Annotated in this window: 28 protein-coding genes and 1 tRNA gene; 10 read left to right on the forward strand and 19 right to left on the reverse strand. The window is 62.2% G+C overall.

Annotated elements, in window-relative coordinates; genetic code table 11:
• The first annotated feature begins 1 nt into the window (after position 1).
• Entirely contained in the window at positions 2 to 1,255 is a 1,254-nt protein-coding gene (locus tag JQK88_RS00060) for an MFS transporter (RefSeq protein ID WP_203277125.1), read from the forward strand.
• Here the strand turns inward: JQK88_RS00060 and JQK88_RS00065 are convergent.
• The 3 genes from JQK88_RS00065 to JQK88_RS00075 form a co-directional block, all read right to left on the reverse strand.
• A complete protein-coding gene (locus tag JQK88_RS00065) occupies positions 1,230 to 1,610 on the reverse strand; it encodes a hypothetical protein (protein ID WP_203277126.1) in 381 nt (126 codons plus the stop codon). The two genes, JQK88_RS00060 and JQK88_RS00065, sit on opposite strands and share 26 nt — an antisense overlap.
• A gap of 28 nt (positions 1,611 to 1,638) precedes the next feature.
• Positions 1,639 to 1,824 (reverse strand): hypothetical protein, encoded by a 186-nt coding sequence (locus JQK88_RS00070; protein WP_203277127.1) that lies wholly within the window; start codon positions 1,822 to 1,824, stop codon positions 1,639 to 1,641.
• 157 nt (positions 1,825 to 1,981) lie between these two features.
• Positions 1,982 to 2,058 (reverse strand) — tRNA-Met (locus JQK88_RS00075).
• Between the two features lie 315 nt (positions 2,059 to 2,373).
• On the opposite strand from JQK88_RS00075, the gene JQK88_RS00080 reads away from it, so the two are divergent.
• Positions 2,374 to 3,333 (forward strand): Gfo/Idh/MocA family protein, encoded by a 960-nt coding sequence (locus tag JQK88_RS00080; protein ID WP_192258925.1) that lies wholly within the window; start codon positions 2,374 to 2,376, stop codon positions 3,331 to 3,333.
• Positions 3,334 to 3,386: 53 nt separating this feature from the next.
• Here the strand turns inward: JQK88_RS00080 and mnmA are convergent, their stop codons facing one another.
• A complete protein-coding gene (gene mnmA / locus JQK88_RS00085) occupies positions 3,387 to 4,577 on the reverse strand; it encodes a tRNA 2-thiouridine(34) synthase MnmA (protein ID WP_192258926.1) in 1,191 nt (396 codons plus the stop codon).
• A gap of 257 nt (positions 4,578 to 4,834) precedes the next feature.
• On the opposite strand from mnmA, the gene sciP reads away from it, so the two are divergent.
• Complete coding sequence (gene sciP / locus JQK88_RS00090) at positions 4,835 to 5,110, forward strand: CtrA inhibitor SciP (RefSeq protein ID WP_013529904.1); 276 nt, start codon at positions 4,835 to 4,837, stop codon at positions 5,108 to 5,110.
• 72 nt (positions 5,111 to 5,182) lie between these two features.
• Here the strand turns inward: sciP and JQK88_RS00095 are convergent, their stop codons facing one another.
• Positions 5,183 to 6,106, reverse strand: coding sequence for an NADP-dependent oxidoreductase (locus JQK88_RS00095; protein ID WP_246749712.1), 924 nt, complete (start codon positions 6,104 to 6,106; stop codon positions 5,183 to 5,185).
• 94 nt (positions 6,107 to 6,200) lie between these two features.
• Between JQK88_RS00095 and JQK88_RS00100 the strand changes: the two genes are divergently transcribed.
• Complete coding sequence (locus tag JQK88_RS00100) at positions 6,201 to 6,605, forward strand: winged helix-turn-helix transcriptional regulator (protein WP_192258928.1); 405 nt, start codon at positions 6,201 to 6,203, stop codon at positions 6,603 to 6,605.
• Positions 6,606 to 6,710: 105 nt separating this feature from the next.
• Here the strand turns inward: JQK88_RS00100 and JQK88_RS00105 are convergent, their stop codons facing one another.
• On the reverse strand, positions 6,711 to 7,088 hold the full coding sequence (locus JQK88_RS00105; RefSeq protein ID WP_142869582.1) for a flagellar export protein FliJ: 378 nt from the start codon (positions 7,086 to 7,088) through the stop codon (positions 6,711 to 6,713).
• A 449-nt stretch (positions 7,089 to 7,537) separates the two neighbouring features.
• Here JQK88_RS00105 and ctrA point away from each other — a divergent pair, with 449 nt between their 5' ends.
• Entirely contained in the window at positions 7,538 to 8,233 is a 696-nt protein-coding gene (ctrA, locus tag JQK88_RS00110) for a response regulator transcription factor CtrA (protein ID WP_006203583.1), read from the forward strand.
• A gap of 84 nt (positions 8,234 to 8,317) precedes the next feature.
• On the opposite strand, the gene JQK88_RS00115 is transcribed toward ctrA, so the two are convergent.
• On the reverse strand, positions 8,318 to 8,686 hold the full coding sequence (locus JQK88_RS00115) for a response regulator transcription factor (protein ID WP_112561197.1): 369 nt from the start codon (positions 8,684 to 8,686) through the stop codon (positions 8,318 to 8,320).
• A gap of 258 nt (positions 8,687 to 8,944) precedes the next feature.
• Positions 8,945 to 9,574, reverse strand: coding sequence for a histidine phosphotransferase ChpT (gene chpT / locus JQK88_RS00120; RefSeq protein ID WP_192258929.1), 630 nt, complete (start codon positions 9,572 to 9,574; stop codon positions 8,945 to 8,947).
• A gap of 391 nt (positions 9,575 to 9,965) precedes the next feature.
• Here chpT and JQK88_RS00125 point away from each other — a divergent pair, with 391 nt between their 5' ends.
• Both JQK88_RS00125 and JQK88_RS00130 read left to right on the forward strand, forming a co-directional pair.
• The gene (locus JQK88_RS00125; RefSeq protein WP_235984549.1) at positions 9,966 to 10,502 is read left to right on the forward strand and encodes a DUF1134 domain-containing protein; all 537 of its coding nucleotides are present in this window, start codon (positions 9,966 to 9,968) and stop codon (positions 10,500 to 10,502) included.
• A 155-nt stretch (positions 10,503 to 10,657) separates the two neighbouring features.
• The gene (locus tag JQK88_RS00130) at positions 10,658 to 11,809 is read left to right on the forward strand and encodes a coiled-coil domain-containing protein (RefSeq protein ID WP_192258931.1); all 1,152 of its coding nucleotides are present in this window, start codon (positions 10,658 to 10,660) and stop codon (positions 11,807 to 11,809) included.
• 18 nt (positions 11,810 to 11,827) lie between these two features.
• Here JQK88_RS00130 and JQK88_RS00135 read toward each other — a convergent pair whose 3' ends face one another.
• The 6 genes from JQK88_RS00135 to JQK88_RS00160 all read right to left on the reverse strand — a co-directional run bounded on the left by JQK88_RS00135 (position 11,828) and on the right by JQK88_RS00160 (position 16,574).
• A complete protein-coding gene (locus JQK88_RS00135) occupies positions 11,828 to 12,649 on the reverse strand; it encodes a TrmH family RNA methyltransferase (protein WP_203277128.1) in 822 nt (273 codons plus the stop codon).
• Between the two features lie 57 nt (positions 12,650 to 12,706).
• Positions 12,707 to 13,045 (reverse strand): ArsR/SmtB family transcription factor, encoded by a 339-nt coding sequence (locus JQK88_RS00140; protein ID WP_112561151.1) that lies wholly within the window; start codon positions 13,043 to 13,045, stop codon positions 12,707 to 12,709.
• Positions 13,046 to 13,194: 149 nt separating this feature from the next.
• The gene (locus JQK88_RS00145) at positions 13,195 to 13,965 is read right to left on the reverse strand and encodes a HugZ family pyridoxamine 5'-phosphate oxidase (protein WP_203277129.1); all 771 of its coding nucleotides are present in this window, start codon (positions 13,963 to 13,965) and stop codon (positions 13,195 to 13,197) included.
• A gap of 36 nt (positions 13,966 to 14,001) precedes the next feature.
• Positions 14,002 to 15,174: a CaiB/BaiF CoA transferase family protein gene (locus JQK88_RS00150; RefSeq protein ID WP_203277130.1), complete on the reverse strand. Its 1,173-nt coding sequence runs from the start codon at positions 15,172 to 15,174 to the stop codon at positions 14,002 to 14,004.
• A gap of 6 nt (positions 15,175 to 15,180) precedes the next feature.
• The gene (locus tag JQK88_RS00155) at positions 15,181 to 15,942 is read right to left on the reverse strand and encodes a 3-hydroxyacyl-CoA dehydrogenase (RefSeq protein WP_203277131.1); all 762 of its coding nucleotides are present in this window, start codon (positions 15,940 to 15,942) and stop codon (positions 15,181 to 15,183) included.
• Positions 15,943 to 16,037: 95 nt separating this feature from the next.
• Entirely contained in the window at positions 16,038 to 16,574 is a 537-nt protein-coding gene (locus tag JQK88_RS00160; RefSeq protein WP_203277132.1) for a GNAT family N-acetyltransferase, read from the reverse strand.
• A 270-nt stretch (positions 16,575 to 16,844) separates the two neighbouring features.
• Here JQK88_RS00160 and JQK88_RS00165 point away from each other — a divergent pair, with 270 nt between their 5' ends.
• Positions 16,845 to 17,831, forward strand: coding sequence for a glutathione S-transferase family protein (locus JQK88_RS00165; protein ID WP_203277133.1), 987 nt, complete (start codon positions 16,845 to 16,847; stop codon positions 17,829 to 17,831).
• A gap of 90 nt (positions 17,832 to 17,921) precedes the next feature.
• Here JQK88_RS00165 and JQK88_RS00170 read toward each other — a convergent pair whose 3' ends face one another.
• Positions 17,922 to 18,422, reverse strand: a complete 501-nt coding sequence (locus JQK88_RS00170) for an NUDIX domain-containing protein (protein ID WP_192258936.1) — start codon at positions 18,420 to 18,422, stop codon at positions 17,922 to 17,924.
• A 71-nt stretch (positions 18,423 to 18,493) separates the two neighbouring features.
• Between JQK88_RS00170 and JQK88_RS00175 the strand changes: the two genes are divergently transcribed.
• Positions 18,494 to 19,429 carry a metallophosphoesterase family protein gene (locus JQK88_RS00175; RefSeq protein ID WP_192258960.1) on the forward strand — a complete coding sequence of 312 codons (936 nt, stop codon included), beginning with the start codon at positions 18,494 to 18,496 and terminating at the stop codon, positions 19,427 to 19,429.
• Here JQK88_RS00175 and JQK88_RS00180 read toward each other — a convergent pair.
• From JQK88_RS00180 to leuA, 4 genes are all read right to left on the reverse strand, one after another.
• The gene (locus JQK88_RS00180; RefSeq protein WP_192258937.1) at positions 19,419 to 20,036 is read right to left on the reverse strand and encodes a hypothetical protein; all 618 of its coding nucleotides are present in this window, start codon (positions 20,034 to 20,036) and stop codon (positions 19,419 to 19,421) included. The genes JQK88_RS00175 and JQK88_RS00180 overlap by 11 nt on opposite strands.
• A gap of 84 nt (positions 20,037 to 20,120) precedes the next feature.
• Positions 20,121 to 20,924 carry an alpha/beta fold hydrolase gene (locus JQK88_RS00185; RefSeq protein ID WP_192258938.1) on the reverse strand — a complete coding sequence of 268 codons (804 nt, stop codon included), beginning with the start codon at positions 20,922 to 20,924 and terminating at the stop codon, positions 20,121 to 20,123.
• Between the two features lie 106 nt (positions 20,925 to 21,030).
• Entirely contained in the window at positions 21,031 to 22,806 is a 1,776-nt protein-coding gene (locus JQK88_RS00190) for a tetratricopeptide repeat protein (RefSeq protein WP_192258939.1), read from the reverse strand.
• 193 nt (positions 22,807 to 22,999) lie between these two features.
• Entirely contained in the window at positions 23,000 to 24,676 is a 1,677-nt protein-coding gene (gene leuA, locus JQK88_RS00195) for a 2-isopropylmalate synthase (RefSeq protein ID WP_203277918.1), read from the reverse strand.
• A 517-nt stretch (positions 24,677 to 25,193) separates the two neighbouring features.
• Here leuA and JQK88_RS00200 point away from each other — a divergent pair.
• Positions 25,194 to 26,360, forward strand: coding sequence for an ATP-grasp domain-containing protein (locus tag JQK88_RS00200; RefSeq protein ID WP_203277134.1), 1,167 nt, complete (start codon positions 25,194 to 25,196; stop codon positions 26,358 to 26,360).
• Positions 26,361 to 26,364 lie beyond the last annotated feature (4 nt).

The following is a 26,364-nucleotide window of genomic DNA, read 5'->3' on the forward strand; positions in this document are numbered from 1 at the left end:
GATGAGCGACGCATCGGTTTCGCAGTCAGCAGGCTCGGCCGTCAGGCTTGGGCTCAAGGAAAACTGGCGGCAGTTTGCTCTTCTGATGCTGGTGAATGCCTTTGTCGGCGGCATGGTTGGGATCGAGCGAACGGTGGTGCCGCTCATCGGGTCGGAAGAGTTCGGCATCCAGTCAACGACACTCGTCGTCTCCTTCATCGTCAGCTTCGGCGTGGTCAAGGCGCTTGCCAATCTCGTCTCGGGCCAGCTCTCCGATACCTGGGGGCGCAAGCGCGTTCTCGTCCTCGGCTGGCTTGTCGGCTTGCCGGTTCCGTTCATGATCATCTGGGCCCCAAGCTGGGGATGGGTGATTGCGGCCAATGCTCTGCTCGGCGTCAACCAGGGACTCGCCTGGTCAATGACGGTGGTCATGAAGGTGGACCTCGTTGGCCCGAAGTCACGCGGCCTCGCCGTCGGACTCAATGAATTTGCCGGCTATCTCGCCGTCGGCGTGACGGCGTTCCTCACCGGCTATCTTGCTTCGCGATACGGTCTGCGATCGGTGCCCATCTATCTCGGGATCGGCTATGCCGTCGCCGGCACTGTGTTGTCGGTGCTGCTCATCCGCGACACGCGCGGCCACCTCCGGTTGGAAACATCCGCTCACGCACAGCAATCCGCGCCGATCAGCTTCCGGGAAGTTTTTGCGCTGACCTCGTTCCGGGATCGCAATCTGTTCGCGGCATCGCAAGCCGGCCTCGTCAACAACCTCAACGACGGCATGAGCTGGGGTATTTTCCCACTGTTCTTCGCGTCCTTCGGCCTCGGCGTCGAGCGCATCGGCATTCTGAAGGCGATCTATCCGGCGACCTGGGGGATCCTGCAGATCGTCACCGGCCCCTTGAGCGATCGGTGGGGTCGCAAGGGTCTGATCGTCGCCGGAATGTGGATCCAGGCCGGTGGCTTGTTTCTCACCGCGGCCACGAGCCGGTTCGAATGGTGGCTCGTCGGCAGTCTTCTTCTCGGCCTTGGAACGGCAATGGTCTATCCAAGTCTGATCGCCGCCGTTTCCGACGCTTCGCACCCCAGCTGGCGCGCCCGCTCGCTCAGCGTCTACCGGTTCTGGCGCGATCTCGGCTACGCGATCGGCGCGCTCTCAGCAGGTCTCATCGCCGATCGCTTCGGGCTCTCATCGGCGATCACATCGATCGCCGCATTGACGTTTCTGTCGGGAACGATGGTTGCAATGCTCATGCGGGAAAGGAGCCCACATTGAAGGGACCCGTCTTGGCGATGCAACCGAACAGCGATGGCTCGAAGCACCCGTCTGAGGCTGCACAACCCATGTTCAACGACGAAACGGAGACAGATTTTGGTCCCGATCCATCCCAGGTGGACAGGCAGTGGAATCCCTTTCGGTGTTCCTCAGCCGTTTCGGCAGTCAGTTCAAGCTGCCCCTGCCATTCGTCCTTGGCAGCCTGCAGGCGCGGCAACACCCTTTCACGGAGAGCCTCTCCGGATTGCTTCGTTTCTTCGACCCGCTTGGCACGGGCAGCCTTCTCGGCGGCGTCGGCGGAGGCCTTTTTCTGCTGAGCTTCCTCCAGCATTGTTCGAAGCTTGTCGTCGGCCATCTCATCCTCCGCCTTTTCGATGCCTAGATCATCCCTGCTTTGTCAGCATGCTGCCGGCAGCCTTGATCCCGGCCTCGATACCTTGAAGGAAGGGAGTGGTGTTGCCCGGCGTCCCGGGATAGCCCGGCGTCCCTGGCATGCCGACATGAATCCCTTTGATCAGCCGATAACCGAGTTCGAAACCATCCGAAAAACTCCCATCGACTACCGACATTTGAACCCTCCCAGTCGCGACTCATGTCGCACGGACATGCCGATAGCCGCAGGAAACCCTTGGAAATCAACGGCAACGGTTGCAACATGACGCGACATGAATCAACCACCGGATGCCTATGCTTGCATCTAAGTCGCTGATTTTGTTTGGAGAATTTTGGTAGCGGGAGAGGGACTTGAACCCCCGACCCCAGGATTATGATTCCCGTGCTCTAACCAACTGAGCTACCCCGCCAGGGCGGCGAAAGGCCCGAATCCACCTTAAATCGAAAGGCATTTCGAGGCGTTCGCCAAGGTCGCGCGGATATAAGGTTGGGAGGGCGAGCCTGTCAAGCATCGATGCGTCAGGCGCGCCGGCATATTGTCGCCCGAGAAAAGCTTTGCCGGGCAGACATCCCGATGCAGTCGGGATGGGCTCTAGTCTTTGTTTGGGCATGGTCTTTTTCCGAAAACCGGTTCCCACTTTTCGGGACCACGCTCTTGTCGCCGGGGTTGAGTTCGGCGGGGCACGTCGCTATGTCTCGGCCAAGAAATCTAGAGTTTGAAGCTGATGAAGCCGCGCATTGCAGTCCTCGGTTGCGGATACTGGGGCAGCAACCACATCCGCACCCTCAAGGCGCTTGGCGCGCTGCATGCGGTTTCCGATGCCAATCGGGCGCGGGCCGAAGGTTTTGCCAGCGAGCAGGACTGCCTGGCGATCGAGCCGGATCAGCTGTTCGTGCGCGACGATATCGACGCCATCGTCATGGCGCTGCCACCGCAATTCCATGCCGACCTTGCCGTGCGCGCCGTCAAGGCCGGCAAGGACGTGCTGGTGGAAAAGCCAATCGCGCTAACCGTGCCCGATGCCGAACGCGCAGTGCAGGCGGCCAAGGACAATGGCCGCGTCTTCATGGTCGGCCATGTCTTGCGCTTCCATCCCGCCTTCGAGACGCTCAAAGCGCTGATCGACAATGGCGAGCTCGGCGAAGTCCGCTACATCCATTCGCACCGGCTCGGCCTTGGCAAATTTCATACCGAGAACGACGCGCTGTGGGATCTTGCGCCGCATGATCTGTCGATGATCCTGGCCATTACCGGCACGGAGCCCATCGAAGTCAGGGGCGAGGGTGCCGCCTTGCTCGATAGTCTCAGCGACTTCGCGCACCTGCATATGCGCTTTCCCAACGGCCTGCGCAGCCACCTCTTCGCCTCGCGGCTCAATCCCTATCGCGAGCGGCGGCTGACCGTGGTTGGCACCAAGGCGATGGCGGTGTTCGACGATGTCGAGCCGTGGGAACGCAAGCTTGCCGTCTACCGCCACGCAGTGTGGCAGGACAGCGGCCAGTGGGCCTTCACCACCAACGAGCCGTCCTATGTCGCGGTCGGGCAGGGCATGCCGCTGACGCGCGAGCTGGAGCATTTCATCCAGTGCATCGAGACGCGGGCCGAGCCCCGCACCAGCGGCGAGGAAGCCATCAGGGTGCTGCGCATCCTGACCGCGGGCACGGTTACCCACACAAAGTCCTGAGACCGTTGGAAGCTGCGCTGAAGGCCAGAGAAACAGTCTCTGAAAGGACGGCGTTACTCTGCGGGGATCTGCGCCGGCCTGGCGGCAAGCCGCGTCAGCATCGCCTCGGCCTCGGCGCCACGCTCGGAACGCTCGATGAAGCCGCCACCGAAGATGCGGGCCTCGTTGCCGTCATCGGAATAAAGCACGCAGGCCTGTCCGGGCGCGATACCGGACTCGCCGTCGACCAGTTCCACAAAGGTGCTGCCGGCGCGGTGATGCAGTACAGCCGGGCGCGGCGGCCGCGTCGAGCGGACCTTGGCAAACAGCTCCATGCCGGCGGCCGGAATGTCTGACAGCGCGCGATCGCCCAGCCAGTTCATGTTGCGCAGGTAGATCTTGTGAGTCTCCAGCGCCTCGCGCGGGCCGACAATGACGCGGGCCCGGTCGGCGTCGAGATGGACGACGTAGAGCGGTTCGCCCGACGCAATGCCGATGCCGCGGCGCTGGCCGATCGTGTAGCGCAATATGCCATCATGGCGGCCAAGCACGCGGCCGTCGATATGGACGATGTCGCCCGGGTTGGCGGCAGCCGGCTTCAGCCTGGCGATGATATCGGAATACTTGCCCTGCGGCACGAAGCAGATGTCCTGGCTGTCCTGCTTGGCGGCGACGGTCAGCCCCATCTCTTCGGCAATAGCGCGCACCGCGGGCTTCGACAGGCCGCCGAGCGGAAAGCGCAGATAGTCGATCTGCGCCTGCGTGGTGGCAAACAGGAAGTAGCTCTGGTCGCGGTCTGCATCGACCGGCCGGAACAGCGCGCGGTGGGCGCCATTGGCGCCGGAGCGGATATAGTGGCCAGTGGCGAGCGCGTCGGCGCCGAGGTCCTTGGCGGTCGCCAGCAGATCGGCGAACTTCACCGTCTGATTGCAGGACACGCACGGGATCGGCGTCTCGCCGGCGACATAGCTCTCGGCGAACGGGTCGATGACCGCCTTGCGGAAGCGCTCTTCATAGTCGAGCACGTAATGCGGGATGCCCAGCGTCTCCGAAACGCGGCGGGCGTCGTCAATGTCCTGGCCGGCGCAGCACGAGCCGGCCCGGTGCGTTGCCGCGCCATGGTCGTAGAGCTGCAGCGTGACGCCGACGACATCATAGCCTTCGCGCTTCAAAAGGCCTGCGACGACGGACGAATCGACACCGCCCGACATGGCGACGACGACGCGGGTGTTTTGCGGGCTGGCGGGAAGGTCGAGGCTGTTCATGGTTCTTTCGTTCTGCGCGGCGCTTCAATGGCAGTGGCGCGAATATAGGTCAACCACATCAGCGGCGCCAGCTTTGCGGCAGCGCCGATTTTGCGGGAAAATTGCGCGCCCGCCGGCCGTTCACTCAAATGCCGACGAAAAGACTAACGCGGCGTTCATGATCCTTACCTAGTCATTAGGGTTCGCTTAGGCAATTTTTAAAGCTGTGGCGGTAATGTGGTGGGGATTGGGTCTTTGAGTTTTTTGTAGAGAGTACGATGACCGATCTTGTTAGACCGCGAGTCAAATATGTTATCGGGCCTGACGGCAGCCCTCTTACGATTGCCGATCTGCCGCCGACGAATACACGTCGCTGGGTTATCCGGCGCAAGGCGGAAGTGGTTGCGGCGGTGCGCGGCGGGCTTTTGAGCCTTGACGAGGCATGCCAGCGCTACAAGCTGACCACCGAGGAATTCCTGTCCTGGCAAGCGTCGATCGACGAATACGGGCTTGCCGGGTTGCGCACGACGCGCATCCAGCAATACCGGCACTAGAGCCAGGATCTCAACAAGAAAAGGGCGCGGTAACCGCGCCCTTTTGCCTGTCGTAAGGCCTGCTTCAGACCGTCAGCACCACCTTGCCGATGGGGGCCTGGTGGCGAGAAAGGCGTGCGCCGCGCCCGCCTGTTCGAGCGGAAAGCTCTTTGCCACATGAACGGCAAGCTTTCCCGCATCGACCAGTTTGCCAAGCTCAACGAGGCCGTCGCGGTCAGGCATCACAGACATGCGCTCGACGCGGATGTTTCGCGCCGCAGCCTTGGCCCGGGTGGTGTCGTGGACGTCGAGCAGCGACACCAGGATGCCGCCGTCCTTCAGGACTGTCAGCGATTGGTCGGCATGGTCGCTGCCCATCGGGTCCAGAACCAAATCGATGTCACGGACCTCAGTGGTGAAATCGCCCTTGGTGTAGTCGACGACCTCGTCGGCGCCGAGCGAGCGGACGAAATCGAGTTTCTTCAGGCTGGCGGTGGCGATGACATAGGCGCCGCGCGCCTTGGCAATCTGCACTGCCAGATGTCCGACGCCACCGGCCGCGGCATGGATCAACACGCGCTGGCCGGGCTTCAGGCCACCATGGCGGACAATGCCCTGCCAGGCGGTCAGGCCGGCCAGCGGCAGCGCGCCGGCGTGATTGTGATCGATGGTTCGCGGCTTTGGCGCTATTTCATCGGCCGGGGTGACAGCGAGTTCCGCATAGGCCGCGGCCTGTTTGGGGAAACGCGGCATGCCGAACACAGCGTCACCGACCTTGAGGCCACCGTTGACGCCTGGGCCTAGCGCCTCGACGGTGCCTGAAATATCCCAGCCGAGGGTGAAGGGCGGTTCGCCCAGCAATGGATAATAGCCTGCGCGCACCGAGCCATCGACCGGATTGATGCCGGCTGCGTGCACGCGGACCAACACTTCGCCTGATTTGGGCGAGGGGGAGGGACGATCGGCGATGACGAGGACGTCGGGTCCGCCGACGGAATTCTGGACAACGGCACGCATGGGATATCTTTCCTGCTTGGGTTCATATGCCGCTATCATTTGGATAGTAATATTCTCTTGTCTAGTATGTACCTTTTCTATATATAGGTACCCCATGGATAGTGATAATGATTGCGGGACCGGCTATGATGCCTTCCAGCGGACGTGCCCTTCGCACGCCGTGCTCGAAATGCTGGCCAGCAAATGGGTCTATCTGGTGGTTTGCGCATTGCGCCGCGGCCGGATGCGCAATGGCGAACTGGCCCGCAGGCTGGAAGGCATCACGCCCAAAATGCTGACGCAGACGCTGCGCATTCTCGAGCGCGACGGGCTGGTGCGGCGCGAAATCTTTCCGGTCATTCCGCCGCGGGTCGAATATGAATTGACGGAACTTGGCCAGAACCTGGCGGGGCTGCTCACCCAGATACGGTCCTGGTCGGAAGAGCATGTGCCCGACATCAAGCAAGCGCGGGCTAGGGCAGAGGCGAACCAGAAAGCGGAGTTGCAGGCACAGGCCTGAAGCTGCGGCCACCTTGCGGCCAGATCAGCAGCGCTGGAACTTTGGTCCGGCCACAGTTAAGCAAAGTGCGGCGTCAGGCGCCGCTGGCTGGATCAGCCACCGTCTTCAGCCGATCATGGCGCTGCGGCCGCCGAGTTCAGCATCGCGGATCTTGGTATCGCGCGATTCCAGCATCTCGGCCTTGGAAAGCTCCGCTTCAGCTTCGCCGAGTAATGATTCGGCAGCGCTTCGCTGCTGGGCGAGGTCACTTTGCGAGTTTCTGAGGTTGTCGCGGCGCAGACGCGCCGCTTTGGCGAAGGTTGGATAGGCAAAATGGCTGATGTCGGTGATGCCCGCCTTCTTTTCTTCGGCGGTGATTTGAAGCTCCAGTTCAACAGCCATGCGCTCGAACTCGGCGATCATCGTGTCGAGCTGCAGCAGCTGCCGCCGCTTCTCATTCACCTGAAACTGCTTCAGCCGAACGAGGTTTTCACGTGACTTCATGATTCGGTACTCCCGCAAACGCACACCTGCACATATCGTCCAATCCGCTCGCCAGGGCCTGGCGACACCCGTATCCACCGGCATTCCCCGAACTATGGGAAACAAATTCCTAAAGTTTTTTGCCGGCGGTAACCATTCGTTTACGGGCATTGTTAATCATACGGGCGAGGACTTAAGGCCGGGTAAAAATTCCGGCTCCCGATACGGAAGCCGGCCAGCGAGTCCCTTGAGTCACTTAGTCCAACTTATTAATGTGTTGCATTAGCGATTTGGTTCTGTGATTCATCATTAGATTCAAGAGGGTGTAGAAAGCGGTTAAAAAATCTGGTACCGTTCTGGGTGCGGAATTAGGTTTTGTTAACCATTCGATGGCAGCCTTCTGTTCAGGCAATCACTGCTCCGGTCCCGGATGGGTCGTGACTGGTCCGGCGGCAGAAAAGGGGAATGAAATGCGCGTTCTGCTGATAGAAGACGACAGTGCAACCGCTCAGAGCATCGAGCTGATGCTCAAATCCGAAAGTTTTAATGTTTATACGACCGACCTCGGCGAAGAAGGCGTCGATCTCGGAAAACTTTATGATTACGATATCATTCTTCTCGATCTCAACCTTCCCGACATGTCAGGCTACGAAGTCTTGCGGACACTTCGCCTCTCCAAGGTGAAGACGCCAATCCTGATCCTGTCCGGCATGGCCGGCATCGAGGACAAGGTGCGCGGCCTCGGCTTCGGCGCCGACGACTATATGACCAAGCCGTTCCACAAGGACGAACTGGTCGCCCGCATTCACGCCATCGTGCGCCGCTCCAAGGGCCATGCCCAGTCGGTCATCACCACCGGCGACCTGGTGGTCAATCTCGATGCCAAGACCGTCGAAGTCGGTGGCCAGCGCGTGCATCTGACCGGCAAGGAATACCAGATGCTGGAGCTGCTCTCGCTGCGCAAGGGCACCACGCTGACCAAGGAAATGTTCCTCAACCACCTCTATGGCGGTATGGACGAACCGGAACTGAAGATCATCGACGTCTTCATCTGCAAGCTGCGCAAGAAGCTCGACGCTGCGTCCGGTGGTCAGAACTACATCGAAACGGTCTGGGGCCGCGGCTATGTGCTGCGCGAGCCGGAAGACATCCGCGTCAGCGCCTGACCGAATCATCTGATTGAATTCAATGCAAAAAACCCGGCTCAGGCCGGGTTTTTTGCTGTCCCGTCCGTTCGAGCACGAGCCGAATCAGGCGGCGATCTTCAGGGTACGAAAGCGTTCGAGCAGTTGCGGTCGGTTGAACGGCTTCAAGAGATAGCCCTGGGCGCCGGCGCGCTTTGCCTTCATGATCGAAGCGACATCGACTTCGACCAACGAAATCAGGATCTGCGGCTTGATCGCGCTTTCCATGGCGCGAACCCGGCGGATGACATCGACCGCCTGCATGTCCGGCAGCGCGCCGTCGACGACAATCACATCGGGCATCTCGGCAGCGCACATCTCGACCGCGTCGTGTCCGGTGGCCGCTTCGATAACCACCATGTCGGAGCCGCCAAGAATCCGTTTTGCGACCTTCCTGATCACACTCGAATCGTCAACAAACATGCAGCGCTTCATTTCCGGGTCCTCTTTGCCTTGGGGCGAACCGGCGGCATCCGGGGTATCGGTATGCACCTTAGGCCGATCTGGTAAAGAAGCCGAAAAGCCGTTAGGTAAAGTTTTTGCAAAAATGTCGTTTGCGCGTCGGGTCAGCGGACGCGTCGCCGACGAAGAAACTTGGTTGTTCTGAATTTCGGCCAAGCCCGCAAATATCAGCGGGAAAAGATACTTGACTTGTTCTTGACTATCGGCCGAGCCGGTAACGACTTCGGCTCGTCAGACCGCCGACAGCACGATCTCTTCGGCGGTCGCGTGGATCGAGATCGTCATGTTGGCCTCACGCGCAAGAAGCAGCGTGTAATAAGGCTGGACCGAATGGGCGTCGATCGGCTCCTCGGGCTTGTTGCCGGAATGGAGTTCGAGGAATTTTGGCGGCACGCGCAGCATCGGGCCGCTTGCCGCAAGCGCAAAGCGCGGCTCGGTGTCGAGGTTTTCCAGTGTAACCACCAGCTTGCCGCCGCGCGGGATGGCGGCGTTGGCGACGAGCAGCAAATTGAGCAGCAGCTTGACCTTGTTCTTGGGCAGCAGGGCGCGAACGCCGTTCCAGACCAGTTCCGGCTTCTCGTTCCTCAGGAACGCGATGGCGACGGACTCGGCATCGCCGGTGTCGATCATCATGCCGGCCGAACCTGCGGCGCCGAAGGCGATGCGGGCGAACTGCAGCCGGGCCGAAGCGTTTTTTGCGCTCTGGCGAATCAGCTTCATGGCGTCTTCGTCGGCGCCGCCCTCGTCGAGGAGTTCAAGGCCATTGTTGATGGCCCCAACAGGCGAAATGATGTCGTGGCAGACGCGGCTGCACAACAAGGCTGCGAGATCGGGTGCGGAGAGAGAGAAAAGCTCGGCCATCGGCGAAAATCCCTGCAAAAAATTCACATCCTGGTGGCCACGCGAGCGACCCCTGCGCCTCACCCACCCGAATCACGCTCTTTCCCCAGCGCTTCTGAATACACAGCGCCCGAGCGTGCAGCAACAAATCCACAATTCTCGTCAGCAAAAATGGCGTGTTTGCACAGGATGGGAGCCCGCACAGACGGTCAGACAGCCTTCGAACCGCCATGTTCATGTGGAAGGTTAATGGTTGAAAAAGGATTACGGCATAGTTTGCCCGTAACAGTCATCCTTAACGGCCGCCTAAAGAGCCGGACGGGGTGCGAGGCGTCGGCGAAAGTGCTCCCTGACGGAGATTGGAAGCATGGTTTCCCGATTCTACGACCGGACCTTTGTCCGTGTCTTCTTCATGGCGATTGCCCTCATGGGCGCGCTCGCCTTCTCAACCTCTGCGTCGCGGGCGCAGGAATACACCGCTCAGGAGATCGTGGATTCCGGCCACAAGTTCTTCGGCGCGACGTCGGGCGGTCTCGCCACCGTCGTCGAGAAGATTTTTGCCTCCTACGGCCTGCCCAACGGCTATCTGCTTGGCGAAGAGGGTTCTGGCGCGGTGATCGGCGGCCTGACCTACGGCGAAGGCACGCTTTACACCAAGAATGCCGGCGACCATAAGGTGTTCTGGCAAGGTCCGTCGCTCGGCTGGGATTTCGGCGGCGAGGGATCGCGGGTGATGATGCTCGTCTACAATCTCGACGACGTCAGCAATCTCTACAACCGGTTCGGTGGCGTTGCTGGCTCTGCCTATGTCGTGGCCGGCGTCGGCTTCAACGTGCTGCAGAACAACAGGGTGTTGCTGGTGCCGATCCGCACCGGCGTCGGCGCCCGGCTTGGCGTCAATCTCGGCTATCTGAAGCTGACGCAGAGGCCGACCTGGAATCCCTTCTGAGCGATTCCGACCATAGGTCGGCCCGATCAACAGGTTCTGACCCGATCAAGCTGCGGCATATTCTTGCCGCAGCGCTGGATTTGCGTCATGCGAACATGGCAAAGTCCAGACTTGGCGGTTGTCGGCTAGCGGCCCGCCTGTAACGGGTAGTCACCTTGGTTCAATCGATCCTGTTCTTCGCCCTCGGCTTTCTGTGCGCCGGCTTTCTGGCGCTGCTGGTTGCGCCGGCCATCTGGCGGCGGGCGGTCGCGCTGACGCGCAGGCGTGTCGAGGCGTCGGTGCCACGAACGCTGGCCGAGATCCAGGCCGACAAGGACAGCTTGCGGGCCGAGTTCGCCATGACGACGCGCCGGCTCGAAATCAGCGTCAAGACGCTGCGTGAGCAGGCCAATGAGCAACTCGTCGAAATCAGTCGCGGGCGCGAGGCGCTGAAAGGCCTGGCGGTCGAGCGCAAGGACAAGAAGCAGGCGCTTACCGAGCTCGGAGAAAAAAACGAATTGCTCCTGCATCGCGAGCAGCAGATACAGCAGCTGACGGACAAGCTGGTGCAGGCCGAGCGCATGATGGAAAAGCGCGCGCTTGAGCTCGAAAAGCTCGAGCACATGTATGACGACGCCTCCTTCTCCTCCAGCAATCGTCAGATCGAACTGGTGGCGCGGGAATCGGAGCTGGAAAAGTTTGCCAACGACATTTCGGTGCTGCGCGGCCAGCGCAAGGAAGCCGAGAAGCGCCATCAGGAAGTCGTCGCCGAGAGCAAGGCCACGCGCGATTCTCTGAAAGCCGAGAAGAAGAGAACCGCCGATCTCGAGAAGAAGTTCGAGCGCCTGCTCGCCACGCTTGCCGATCGCGAGGACAAGCTCGATCGCCGCGAAAAGGAACTGGTCCGGCTTCGCGAACGGTTGAAGGGCGAGGCTGCGGGAGGCGCCGTGGCTGCTGGCCTTGTTGGCGCGCAGGACAACGCCCCCGCTGGTAACAACGACGTCGACAAGGTGCTAGCCAAGCTCGAAGGCGATCGCGAGCGGCTGGAAGCCAGGCTGACGACGCTGGCCCGTGAGAACAAGCGGCTGAAGACGGAGCTTGGTGGTTCCGAGACCACGAGAAATGACGACGACGGGCGCAGCGCCGGTGATGCGTTGCGCGAACAGATGAACACGCTCGCGGCAGAGGTCGTCAGCCTGACCGCCAAGCTTGAAGGACCCGATTCGCCGATCACCAAGGCGTTGGCTGCGCCGCAGGAAGCGCGATCGGGAACCATCAGCCTCGCCGATCGCGTGCGGGCGCTGCAAAAGGCAGATTCGGCGGGCTGAGCTTCAGGCCGCTGGCTTTCAAAAATCCTGGGCGGCTACCGACTTGCCAGTCGAAAAATGATGCAACGCGATGGCTGAGGCTGCAGCGACATTCAGGCTGTCGAACCCTTCAGACATCGCAATCCTCACCGTCCGCAGCCGGTCAAGCAGCCTCTCGGGCAGGCCTTCGCCTTCGGTGCCGAGATAGAGCGCCAGTCGTTTCGGTCTCGCGGCATTGCGAATGTCAGCCTCGCCGCGCGGCGATAGAGCGACCTGGCCGAAGCTCAACTCGTCGAGCTTCGCGATGAAAGTTTCAGTGTGGCTGAAGGAGGCGAAGGGAACTTTCAGCGCTGCGCCGACGGAGACGCGGATCGCCTTGCGATACAGCGGATCGCAACAGGTGGCGTCGATAAACACGGCATCGGCGCCGAAGGCGGCAGCGTTGCGGAAGATCGATCCCATATTGTCATGGTTGGCGATGCCGATGAGCACGACGATCAGCGCGTCGGCTGGCAAGGTGTCGAGCAAGGCCTCTGCGGGCTGCGGCGCGCCCTTGCTGCCGATCGCCAATATGCCGCGATGCATGTGGAAGCCGGCGATCCTGTCCATGATGTCGCTTGTCGCCACGTAAACCGGCAGCTCGGCAGGGGCCTTGCGCAGGATGTCCTCGAGCCCGGCCAGCCGGTTTTCCAGAACCAGGACCGACTCGGCGGCGAAGCGTCCGGCTGACAGCAGGACGTCCAGCACCACCTTGCCTTCGGCGACGAACCGGCCATGGCGGCCGGTGAGATCGCGTTCGCGGATGTCGAGATAGGCGGCGACCCGCGGATCGCGCGCGTCGTCGATCTGGATCGGACCCATCAATACCTCGGCCGGCGAAAAATCGTCAGCGAGGTAAGGAGCGATCGGAGCCGCAGGTCAAGTCCCGGCGCGGCGCAGACGCGTTGCCATCTGGGACAAGTCGCCGATCCCGAAAATGCCGTCCAGCATGCGCAACAGCTCGCGCACGGCGTCCGACTTGCAGGAATAGTAGATCATCTGCCGGTCGCGGCGGGTTTCGACAAGATCGAGCGCCCTGAGCTTGGCCAGATGTTGCGACAAAGCGGACTGACTGAGCATCACCTTCTCGGCGATGGCGCCGACCGACATCTCACCGTCGGCCAGATAGCTCATGATCAAAAGCCGCTTTTCGTTGCCCATAAGGGTCAGAAATGTCGCCGCCGATTCGGCATTGGCGATTAATTTGGTAGAGACCATGCCCCATGTTTCCCTGCTCATCCGAACGCTATGGGGGCAAATAGCGTTGGGTGCTATAATTCAGCTGTGGATCGCGCTGCTGATTCAGCGTCGTATGAATCGTAGATCATTTCGCCCAAATCTCAAGACATGCTTTTGATTCATGACGATTATCCTTGCGTAGCCGGCATACGTCCGGTCTTGGCCATGTCGACAAGAACTGCTCGCAGGTCGCGCGCGGTCTTCAATGGTTGCGGAAAATAGACCCTGCAAACGGCGTCGCCCGATGCCAGGTCCATGCCCTCGGCATCGAAGCCGGTCATGGTCCAGCCATCACCTTCGGCCTTGGCAAAATGATGCGCATAGACAGCGATTGCGTCGAGATGGTCGGCATTCATGTGATCGAGGGCGGACTGTTCGCTGGCGGCCAGCTCCTCGACGATCGGCCCATCGGTGATGAGATCGGCACGGCCCAGCAGATAGGCCTTGCCGAAACCGCCATTCAGGCTGGCGCGCTCCGGCTCGAGCCGGAAGATCGAGAAATCGCCGAGCCCGGAATAGAGCTTAGCCCTGGGATTGTGATTGAGATAGCGCCGCTCGGCGCGGGCATGCGCGCTCGATCCGCGCTCAAGCGGCTGGGCCTGGCAAACCAGTGTTATCCTGGGGTGCGCCAGCGGATCGCCCTTGCCGGGCTCACCGACAAGCAGCGAGCAACGCGGCTCGGCAAGCATCGCCCCGGTGTGGGCGGAGAGCGCCGAGACAAGGATCAGCGGCGTGCCATCGGTGTCGGTGGCGACACCGACCCTGGAGGCCAGCGGCGAACCGGTCGAGGCCTCGATGACCGCCAGGGCGCCGAAGCGGGCGCTGCGGATCAAGGTTGTTGCCAGCCTGACCGCCTCGGCGTCCGTCGCGCGAATGACGTCCTTCTTCGGCTCGTTCAAAATGCTCACCGGGGTAAGTTGATTTTCTTCATCCAGTTATTGGCCAATCAGACCGGATTTGACAAGCGCTGTGATCTCATCTGCCGAAAAGCCGAAGCGCGCCAGCACGTTTTGCGGCCGCTGGTCGTCATCATCCGGCATGGCGGCAAGCGCCGGCTGCGACGCGGAAAAGCGCGGCGCAGGTGCCGGGCGTTCGAACGTGCCCGTCTTCACAAATGCGTGACGAGCACGATTGTGCGGATGGTTCCTGGCCTCTGCAAGCGACAAAACCGGCGCGACGCAAGCGTCGGTGCCCTCAAACAGACCGGCCCAGTCGTCGCGCGTCTTCAGCCGGAACCGGTCGGCGAAGGTGGCGCGCATGTCCGGCCACAACGCCTTGTCGTACTGGCCGCGGACAAAATGCTCGCCCAGCGGCAGCAACCTGGCGAATTCGGCGAAGAAGCGCGGCTCAAGGCAGCCGACCGCGACGTGGCGTCCGTCCGCCGTTTCATAGGTGTCGTAAAAGGGGGCGCCGGAATCGAGCAGGTTGGCGCCGCGCCTGTCGCTCCATAGGCCTGCCGCCATGAAGGCGTGTATGGGCGCCGTCAGCATCGAGGCGCCCTCGACCATTGTCGCGTCGACCACCTGGCCCTTGCCGGAGCGCGAACGCTCAAACAGCGCTGCAAGCACGCCGGCGATCAGCATCATGGCGCCGCCGCCATTGTCGGCGATCAGATTCAGCGGCGGCACCGGTCGGCTTTCCTCCCGGCCGATGGCATGCAGCACACCGGAATAGGCGAGGTAGGTGATATCGTGGCCAGCGCGGCCTGCGAGCGGCCCGTCCTGGCCGAAGCCGGTCATGCGGCCGTAGATCAGCGCCTTGTTGCGCGCCAATGCAGCAGCTGGGCCGAGACCGAGCCGCTCCATGACGCCGGGACGAAAGCCCTCGACCAGCAGATCGGCCCGTTCGACGAGATCCAGCACCAGCTCGATGCCTTGTGATTGCTTGAGATCGACACGTAGGATGGAACGGCCGTGACGATCGAGATTGTACTCATCGGAGAGCGGCAGCAGGGGTTGGTCCGAACCGCTGCGCTCGATGCGCAGCACCTCGGCGCCCATCTCCGACAGCATCAGCCCGGCCAGCGGCACCGGGCCGAGCCCGGCCATCTCGATGACTTTCAGGCCGGCCAGGGGGCCGGTCTTCACTGCGGCTGCGCCGGCCGCCATGGCCGTCTATTTCGGCGCCATGCGGATCGCCCCGTCGAGGCGGATGGTCTCGCCGTTGAGCATCTGGTTTTCGACGATATGCAGGGCGAGCGCCGCATATTCGGACGGTTCGCCGAGGCGAGACGGGAACGGCACGGCCGCACCAAGCGAATCCTGCACCTCCTGCGGCATGCCGGCCATCATCGGCGTCTTGAAGATGCCGGGCGCGATGGTGCAGACGCGAATGCCGGAGCGGGCGAGATCGCGGGCGACCGGCAGCGTCATGCCGACGACGCCGCCCTTGGAGGCGGCGTAGGCGGCCTGGCCGATCTGGCCGTCATAGGCGGCGACCGACGCCGTGTTGACGATGACGCCGCGCTCGCCGCCCCGCAACGGCTCGAGCTTGGCGGCGCGATCCGCGACGAGGCGGATCATGTTGAAGGTGCCGATCAAGTTGATCTCGATCACCTTGCGATATTGGTCGAGCGGGTGCGGACCATCCTTGCCGATGGTCTTCACGCCGATGGCAATGCCGGCGCAGTTCACCAGGATGCGCGCCGGCCCAAGCCTTTTTTCCACTTCGGCGACCGCGGCCGCACCGCTGTCGGCGCTGCTGACGTCACACTGGATGGCGGTGCCGCCAATGTCGCCCGCCACTTTCGCCGCCCGGTCGATGCCGATATCGAAAATCGCGACGCGGGCGCCCTTGTCGGCCAGCGCGCGGGCGGTTGCCTCGCCGAGTCCGGAGCCGCCACCGGTTACGATCGCAATCTGGCCGTTCGGGTTCATGCCGCGTCCTCCCTGCTTTTGCGGATCATGCTACGGAGGTCGCTGGCATGGTGCAACCTGACCGGTCCATCGAGACGTCTCGATCGGCCGGGCAATCAGGCCATCGCCGGCGCGGGCTCGGCAATCCTGGCGACGCTGGCATGGCAGACTTCGCCGGAAAGACGCGCCACGGCGCCAGGCAGGATCTCGTGCGACAGCAGCCGGTCGAGGTCGACCGGGCGTGGCATGGAGATCTGGCCCCGCGGGATCTTCCTGAAGCCGAGCGGGCCGTAATAGGGCTCGTCGCCGACAAGGATCACCGCCGGCGCGCCAGCCTTGGCAGCCGCTTCCAGCGCGATCGCCACCAGCCGGCGGCCGATGCCGAGATTCTTGAACGCAGGGCGCACGGCAAGCGGCCCGAGCATCAGCGCGCGGCCGGCGCCGGCGGCAATGCGGGTCATGCGCACCGAAGCGACGACGATGTCACCGTCCACGGCGACGAAGGACAGCGAACGCTCGTGGCCGCCGGCCTCGCGGATCTTGTAGGCGGCCAGCACGAAGCGGCCGGGGCCGAAGGCTTCGTCGTTGATCGCTTCGATTTCGGGGTCATGCGCCGGAGTTTCCGGCAGGTATTTCACGTCGGCAAGGCTCATGGTCTTCGCGGTCCGATATACGAGGAAGGTTGCTGCAAGCGGCAGCGTTCGCCAGTCAGCGCTTTCTAAGCGCGGGCGCCCTTTCGTCGTCGGTCAAACCGTATCGAGGCAAAGTCGAACATGCGGAGTGTCCGCTAGCATCATTTTTCGGCCGCTGCAATCGGTCGCTTTTATCAGGCATTTCGGACGAGTGACGCTCTGTCAGCAGATGACGACTTCGACATTGCCGCTTTGCGCCTACATTGGCCAAGGCAGGTAAGGAGATTTCGCATGGGTTTGCTGGTCGAAGGCAAATGGCAGGACCGCCCGGTCAAGGTTGATAGCGGCGGCAGGTTCATCCGCGCCGAGACGCAGTGGCGTGACTGGATCACGCGTGATGGCTCGCCGGCTAAAGGCCGTACGCGCGGCTTCAAGGCCGAACCGGGCCGTTACCATCTTTATGTCTCGCTCGCCTGTCCGTGGGCGCACCGCACGCTGATTTTTCGCGCGCTGAAGAAGCTCGAAGGGATCATCTCGGTTTCGGTCGTGCATCATTTCCTCGGCGCCGACGGCTGGACTTTTCTGGCCGAGGACGGGGCCACCGGCGACACGGTTTACGGCCTCGATTTCCTACATCAGATCTACACCAAAGCCGATCCCGCCTATTCGGGCCGGGTGTCGGTGCCGGTGCTGTGGGACAAAAAGGAACAGACCATCGTCTCCAACGAATCCGCCGAGATCATCCGCATGCTCAATTTCGCCTTCGACGAATGGGGCGATGCCGGCGTCGATTTCTATCCACCGGCGCTGCGCGGCGAAATCGACAAGGTCAATGCGCTGGTCTATCCGGCCATCAACAACGGCGTCTACCGGGCCGGCTTTGCCACCACGCAAGCAGCCTATGAAGAAGCCTTTGCAGAGTTGTTCTCGGCACTCGACACGCTGGAGGAGAGGCTGTCAAAACAGCGCTATCTCACCGGCGAGCGCATCACCGAGGCGGATTGGCGGCTGTTCACGACACTGGTGCGTTTCGACCCGGTCTATGTCGGCCATTTCAAATGCAATCTGCGCCGCATCGCCGACTATCCGAACCTGTCGAACTATCTGCGCGATCTCTACCAGGTGCCCGGCGTCGCCGGCACGGTGAACCTGCACCACATCAAGACGCATTATTACGGCAGCCACGAGAGCATCAACCCGACGCGCATCGTGCCGGTCGGCCCGGAGCTCGACTACGCCGCCCCGCATGACCGGGCGCGGTTCAGGAAGGCGGCGTGACGCCAAATCCAATCGAGCGCATGGCGCACTACGTTGCGATTTCAGCAGCGAGAGTTATCGCAGCAGCTAATGCTGTCGGAGAACTCTGGCCTACCAGTGCGGCGATGCCGGGTCCCCACCAAAAACCTCAGCGATCCGCCGCAACGTCGCCGGCGTCGTGCCTTCGGGCAGACGATCAAGCGGGAAGAAGCTGGCTTCGGCGATCTCGTGGTCCGGCAGTTTCGGCGCCGTCTGGCTGAAGCTCTCGATCAGGTAGAAGGCGACATGGTCGCGGCGGCTGGAGCGGCGGTTGAAATGCATTGATTTCAGCACCGGCGGGGCGGTGAGCGCGATGTTGCCTTCCTCGGCCAATTCCCGCGTCAGCGCTTCGCCAAGCGTTTCGCCCAGCTCGACGCCACCGCCCGGCAATTGCCAGCCGGGAACGTAAGTGTGGCGGATGAGGAAGACGGAGTTCGACGCGCGATCGTGGATCAGGCCGCGCACACCAAGCGTCATTGGCCGCCGCAGCAGGAAATAGAGATGGAACAACCTTGCCCTGAGGCCGGCCCAACTGGTCTGGCGAAACGCCTGCTCCGGATCCGATATCACCATCGCTAGCGAAACCGTAAGCAGACAGGAAACAGTGAGTGGAAAGCGGGGGGCGCGTCGCCTATGAAGGAAGGATGTTCAGGCTCGCGCATATTTCCGATGTCCATCTGGGGCCGCTTCCCGGTGTAACCTATCGCGAACTCGCGTCCAAGCGCGTGGTCGGCTATGTCAACTGGCAGCGCAACCGCCGCCGCCATATGCACGATGCCGTCATCGACACCATCGTCGCTGACATGAAGGCGAGCAGTCCCGACCACCTCGCCGTCACCGGCGATCTGGTCAATCTGGCGCTGGATGGCGAGATCGAAATGGCAAAGCACTGGCTGGAGACGCTGGGCCCGCCGGAGGATGTCTCGGTGGTGCCGGGCAATCACGACGCCTATGTGCCGGGCGCCTTCGACAAGGTCTGCCGTTCCTGGGCGGCGTGGATGAGCGGCGACGGCGTCACCACACCAATCGACCGCAACACTTTTCCCTATCTGCGCGTGCGCGGCAACGTCGCGCTGATCGGCGTCTCGACGGCGCGCGCCACGGCGCCGTTCATGGCCAACGGCTTCTTCCTCGAAGGTCAGGCGCAAAGGTTGGCCTCGATGCTCGACGCCACTGCCAAACGCGGCCTGTTGCGGGTGATCATGATCCATCATCCGCCGGTGCGCGGCGCCGTCACCCAGCAAAAGCGCCTGTTTGGCATATCTCGTTTCCACAAGACCGTTCACCGGCACGGCGCCGAGCTTGTGCTGCACGGCCATTCGCACCTGCCGTCGCTGTTCTTCATCGGCGGACGCGGCACCAGGATTCCGGTTGTCGGCGTCGCCGCTGCCGGGCAGTCGCCCGGCGGCAAGAACCCGGCGGCACAGTACAATCTGCTCGACATCGACGGCGAAAAGGGCAACTGGCGGATCCGGCTGACGCGTCGCGGCCTGACCGGACCGGCCATACCGCCATCCGACCTCCAGGTGGTGGAACTCGGCGTGGATGCCGAGGCATCCAAACCGCTGGTCAGAAGCTGATTTTCATCGTCATCAAGCGATCCCAGAACAGCGCGGCCGCCACTGCCAGCCCCACCAGCGCGCCGGCGGCGATCAGGCCGAGGCCGGACAGGAAGGTCGACCAGCGCTTGCCGGGCGCGGTTGCTTGCAAGGGTGGTTCGGCTTCCCGCACGGTAGCGCGGTTCAGGCCGGCGACGGCGGGCTCGACGCCACCCTCCATCATGCGCTGGCGCTCGACGATGCGCTCCGCCACATAGCGCGTGACCTGATCGGCAACCGGTTTCATGTCGGTCGATTCGGCAAGCACCACGCGGCCGATGCGGGTATCCCTGAGGAAACGGTAGGTGCGGCGGTCGCGTCCCATGGCGACATGGCTGACGGCGTCGATCCACAGCCGCGGCTGCAGGCCCAGCGAGACGACGAAGTCGAAATTGTCCATGTCGGCGGGCACGTCGGCAAAGACCGGGGCGAGTTCGGCGGCAAGCAGCTCAAGCCGCATCCGGTGTGCCTCGCGCATGTCGACCACGACGTCGTCGCGATCGGCGAAGGCGTTCTTCACGTCGCGAACGGCATCGGACAGTTTGCGCGACGGGGTTAAAGAGGTGAATTGCTCGTCTGAGTCCTTCATCATCCCTCGCTAATATATGGTTAATAGCGAGTTAACACAGCCATTTGCAAAATGCACTGGCGAGATGCCGGAAGACGGTGAGGTTCAGCTCGCTGCGGCGTCGAGTGTCGGACGCACACGCCTGCCGCGCCGGCCCATGTTCCGGCGCACAGCCTGGGCGACCACGCCTGGCGCCTCCTCGACCAGCATATGGCCGGCATCGAGGACGTGATGGATATGAAAATGCGCCGGCAGGCCATCAGCCTGGGTATAGGGCAGGACCGGATCGTCCGTTCCCCAAACCACCATCACCGGCATGTCGAGCGTGTCCAGCTGTTCGCGGGGGATGACGCCCTGCCGCTCATCCCTGGTCATGACGGTTGCGATCTCGATCAGCTTGCGCAACTGGCCGGGGCGACGGCGTACTTCTGCCAGGACACCAACGATGCGCTCCGGCGGTGGGCTTTGCGGTCCGGACATGGCGGCAAGGCAGGTGCGGATTTCGCGTCTGTCGGCCGCCGCGGCGTAGCGACGCAACAGCGGCCCATTGATCTCCGGGCCAAAACCGCCCGGCGCCAGAAGCGTCAGCGAGGCTATTGTTTCGGGTTCGGCCAATGCCATCAGGGTGGCTACCGCACCGCCCATCGAATGACCGGCGACATGCACCCGTGCTATGCCGCGTGCGGCGAGATCCGCGAGAACTGCTCGCGCCGCTGTCCTGGCCGGACCGCTGCCGGGGAAATCGAGCGACAGTCCGTGTCCCGGAAGATCGTAGGCCAGTGTTCTGATCCCGGGCGCCAGCGTCGCGGTCACCTCGCGCCAGATGTCATGGCAACCGCCGAAGCCATGCAGCAGGACGACCGTCTTCGGCCCGGCGCCCCGCTCGGCAACATAGAGGGATGAGACCATGAAAAATGTATGATTATTGCAAGATAGGACAGGAAATTTCGAATTGGGCTGGATTGCTCCCAGTCCAGACCGATGGCCAGTAAAATTTTCGCGATCCGGAAAGATACTAGCTAGCGTTACCGAGGCCCGCGGCGCGCAACGCCTCGACCAGCCGCTCGGTCAGATCGGCGGGATATTTCCGCTCGGCGAAGGCCGCACGCGGGTCAGCGGCGAATTTCGGGAATTTGGTGGTCAGCTCATCCAGAAGCTTGGCCGCCAGCTGCTCGCGGCCGGCAGCCTTGGCGCCGATCAGCCGCGCCGCCAGATAATGCGATTTCATCGCCGTCGTGCGCAGCGACTCGCTGGCGATCGCGGCCTTGTCCATATCGCCCAGCATGAACTGCCCGGCGAAAAGCCCATAATCCCACCAAGTCGGGTGGCCGCTGAACGTCTCGACGGCACGGGTCAGGATCGGTGTTCCCTCGGCATATTTTCCGGCGAAGATCAGGCCATAGCCGTAGGCGGCAGCCATGCTGAGGTCGTAGGGGTTGAGCTGATAAGCCTTGCGCATCCAGCGGACCGCCTCCTCGGGGTTGCCGAGGCGCGAGTAAAGGTAACCGTATGCGCGGTGCGCATAGGGGCTGGTCGGCCCCATCTGGATGGCGCGATGGGCAAAAGACATCGCCTGTTCGACCGTCGCGTCGGGCGGATAGGCGTAGTGATCGGTCGCGGCCTCGAGATGGAGCGATGCCAGTTCCGAATAAACGAGCGACGATTTTGCGCCTTGGCTGGCAAGGTTTTCCAGACAACGATAGGCGGCCTCATGAGTCTTGGTGCTCTGGTCGAGATAATATCTGTCGTTGAGGATCAGGCACCTCGTCAGCCCGGTCTGAATGCCGTTCTGTTCGATGTAGCTGTAGAGCGGGCCGGCGGCGGGAATGGTCGAGCTGAGGATGGCGGCGATACGATCCTCGACGGTACCAGGCGCACTGTCGGCGACCGTCAGATTGCGGGACAAAAGCACGCGGCCGGTCGCCACACTCTGCAGCTCGAGCGTCACGTCACCTGCCATTGGTCCCGGCAGGACATCGAAAACGAAGCTGGTCGGGTCGGTGCTCGGGTCGCGCTTGCTGTCGGCGTCACGGCCGATGAAGTCGATTGTGTCGAAACCGGCAAGACCGGCGCGCAGCGAGGCGGCGACGCGGCCTGCCTCGGGGCCGGTGGCCTTCACGGCGATGTAGACGAGGGGCAGGGCCTCCGCCGTCGGCGATGCGATGCTGCTCGTTGCGCCCTCCGTCTCGACCACCGCCGCCGGATCGCTGCTGGCAAGCAGTGCGCCGCTGCCCTGGCGCAGGATGAGCACGCCCAGCATAAGGATGACCAGCGCCATTGCGCCCCAGAAGAAGTGCAGATGGCGCGCCAGGGAAGGTCCAGGTCCCGCAACCGCCGACGCCATCGAGGCAACCGGGGGCGCGGCAAGAGCGGGGTCCTCGGGCGATCCGGGCAAGTCGGCTACCACCTGCGCCAGCGCCACCGGCTCCTGCCCAACCGGCAGGCGGATGGCGTTGAGTTCATAGGACGGCACATAGCCGCCGCGCGGAATGGCGATGCGGACCGGTTCGGCTACGCCCTCATTGGCGAAATAATGCTGGAGAAGTTCGCGCAGCCTGCCTGCCTGCACCCGGACCACCGCATCGGTCGACGAATCGAAATCGCCGTCCTTGCCGAAGACGTCCATGGCGATGGAGAAACCCTTGAGCCTGTCGGCTTCGCCGGCTTGCTCGCGCTCTACGAGGTAGCGCAGCAACTTGCGTGCGCGCTCGGAACGTCCGAACGTTTCGCTGGCGAGTAGTCGTTCCAGTGTCTCGCGCACTGCGGGGGCGGCAGGCGTGGCATGCTGCAAGTGTCGATCCTCTCGAAGTCGGCACAGGTTGAGGCGCAATCATATAGAGCCTGCACGTCCATACAAGCATGCTTATGTTATGCGATCGCGTACCGCACCGGATAATTGCCAATGGTTAACACGAGAAAACCGGAATTTCCCCCCGGCAAATGGGGGATTTCCGGGCGCCGCGGATACGGCGCCCGGCGAGAAATCAGCCGGCCTTGCGCCCGATGATACGGTTGGCAGCCGAAACAACGGCTTCCAGAGAGGCGGCGACAATGTTGGTGTTGATGCCGGCGCCGAACAGCTTGCCGCCGGGATATTCCATCTCGACATAGGAGATCGCCGAGGCGTTTGATCCGCGCTGGAGCGAATGCTCGGAATAGTCGAGGACCGACATGTCGACGCCGACATGGCGCGACAGCGCATCGACGAAGCCGTCGATCGGGCCGGTGCCGGATCCGGTAATGGTCGTCTCCTTGCCGTTATCGAGGATCACCGCCTCGACCACGCGCCGGCCTTTTTTCTCGGTGTCAGGGTAGGTGTGATGGTCGAGGAATTTGAGCCGCGCGACGGGCTGGTCGACATAGGTCTCGAGGAAGCGGTCGTGGATGCGCTTTGCCGGCACTTCCTTGCCTTCCGCGTCGGTGATCGCCTGGATCTCCTGGCTGAACTCGATCTGCAGATTGCGCGGCAGGTTGAGGCCGTAATCGGCCTGCAGCACATAGGCGATGCCGCCTTTGCCGGACTGCGAGTTGATGCGGATGATAGCCTCGTAGCTGCGCCCGACATCGGCCGGATCGATCGGCAGATAGGGCACTTCCCATACCGGCGTATTGGCCTTCTTAAGCGCCTTCATGCCCTTGTTGATGGCGTCCTGGTGCGAGCCGGAAAAGGCGGTGTAGACGAGTTCGCCGACGTAAGGGTGGCGCTCGGGGATCTTCAGCTGGTTGGAATATTCGTAGACGTCCTTCATCCGGTTGATGTCGGAGCAATCCAGATGAGGATCGACGCCTTGTGTGTACATGTTGAGCGCCAGGGTGACGATGTCGACATTGCCGGTGCGTTCGCCATTGCCGAACAGTGTGCCTTCGACGCGGTCCGCACCCGCCATCAGGCCGAGCTCAGTGGTGGCGATGCCGGTGCCGCGATCATTGTGCGGGTGCAGCGAAATCAACAGGTTTTCGCGGTTGTCGAGGTTGCGGCACATCCATTCGATGCGATCGGCATAGATGTTGGGCGTCGACATTTCGACCGTCGACGGCAGGTTGATGATCAGCTTGTTGTCGGGCGTCGGCCTCACGATCTCGGTGACGGCGTTGCAGATCTCCAGCGCGACTTCGAGTTCGGTGCCGGTAAAGCTCTCCGGCGAATATTCGAAGCGGTAACCGCCGCCGGCCTTGGCCGCCATGTCGGTGATCATCTTGGCTGCATCGGTGGCGATGCGCTTGATACCGCCGACGTCTTTCTCGAAGACGACGCGGCGCTGCAACTCGCTGGTCGAATTGTAGAAATGCACGATCGGGTTGGTGGCGCCCTTCAGCGCCTCGAAGGTGCGGGTGATGAGTTCGGGCCGGCACTGTACCAGCACCTGCAGCGAGACATCGGCCGGCACATTGCCTTGCTCAATGCACCAGCGGGCGAAATCGAAGTCGGTCTGCGAGGCCGAGGGGAAACCGATCTCGATCTCCTTGAAGCCCATGTCGAGCAGCAGGCCGAACATGCGCGCCTTGCGCTCATGGCCCATCGGGTCGATCAGCGCCTGGTTGCCGTCGCGCAAATCAACCGAGCACCAGACCGGCGCCTTGTCGATGACCTTGTTGGGCCAGGTGCGGTCGGTGAGGCCGACTGTCGGATAGGGCTGGTATTTGCGGGCGGCGCCCGGCATGTGGCCGGCGGCGCTTTTTACGCTTTCTGCTTCGCCGGATCGTATCTCTTCTCGTGCGTTCATCGTCTTGTTCTCCCGGCGGCTCACGGATCGGTCTTCGGACGGATTGAGAGCGAGCCGCGCCTTACCAGATTTTCGTTCGCTTGATGTGAATTGCCAATTTTGAAACTGGCCAAGGAGCGTGCGCGTAAGCGGCGGTTCGACCGCCGGGCGCTCCTTCAGCGAACCCGGCGATCGCCGATAAGGCCGAGAAGAAGCAGGGTCGATGCCAGCGCGCGAACGGTCTCGCCGGCAAAGCCGGTCGGACGGGAAGCGACGGAGGAGGCGCGCGTGTTCATGGCGGTTTTCATACAGGAGCGGCCATGGAGAGGCAAGTAGGCGCTTTTCTGCCTGTTTCAGACCTCTTCCCCACGCGCGGCAAATACGCCAGACTTGGTGTTGTTTCTGTGCGTGTCGCCGTCCTTCGCGGTCCCGGCGACATGCTTGGACGAGGTCGCGATGCCGGGGGAGGTCGCCCATGAATTTTGTATTCTTCTCGCCGCATTTTCCCACCAACGGCGCCGATTTCTGCGACCGGCTGAAGAAGGCTGGCGCTACCGTGCTCGGCATCGGCGACGCGCCCTATGAGGCGCTGGACGGCAAGCTGAAGGCTGCTCTGTCGGAATATTACCGCGTCGCCGACATGGAGGACTACGATCCGGTGTTCCGGGCGATGGGTCATTTCATCCACAAATGGGGCCGCATCGACCGTTTCGAATCGCTCAACGAGCATTGGCTGGAACTGGAAGCCAACATCCGCACCGACTTCAACATCTACGGCACCAAGCTCGATTTCGTGAAGAATCTGAAGCGCAAGAGCCGCATGCGCGCCTTCTTCCGCAAGAGCGGCGTCGACACCATTGCGCAGCGCAAATGCTCCGACCGGGCAGGCGCCATGACCTTCATCCGTCGCGTCGGCTATCCCGTGGTGGTGAAGCCCGATTCCGGTTCCGGCGCCTCGAACACCTTCAAGATTTCCAACGCCAAAGAACTCGACCAGTTTTTCCGGGACAAGCCCGAGGACGTGACCTTCGTCATGGAACAGTTCATCGAGGGCCTGGTGGTCACCTTCGACGGGCTGGTCAACCGCGACGGTGAGGTGGTGCTTGCCGCCAGCCACCGCTACGACCAGAGCGTCATGGAAGTGGTCAACAAGGACCGCCACATGAGCTATACCTGTTTTCCCAAAATCAGCCCCGCGGTCGAGGAGGCAGGCAGGAAAATCCTGAAGGCGTTCGACGTGCGCGAGCGCTTCTTCCACATCGAGCTGTTCGAAACCAAGGACGACCGTGTCATCGCGCTCGAGGTCAATATGCGGCCGCCCGGCGCCTGGATGACCGATGCGATCAACTACACGTTCGACATCGACGTCTATGCGGCGTGGGCCGACATGGTGGTCAAGGATGCGGCCAATGGACCCTATGAGGGCAAGTATTTCACCGCCTATGCCAGCCGCAAGCACCACCTCCACTATTTGCACAGCCATGAGGACGTGCTGGCCGCGCATCGCGACAAGATCGTCCACCATCAGCCGATAGAAAAGGTTTTCAGCCGCGCCATGGGAAATTACGCCTACCAGATGCGCTCGAAGGACGAAGCAGCGCTGCGCGAGGCCGTCGCCTATATTCACGCGGAAAAGGCTTAAACGC

Origin of the sequence: Mesorhizobium caraganae, from assembly GCF_016836705.1 — a bacterium.
Classification (GTDB): Bacteria; Pseudomonadota; Alphaproteobacteria; order Rhizobiales; family Rhizobiaceae; genus Mesorhizobium; species Mesorhizobium caraganae.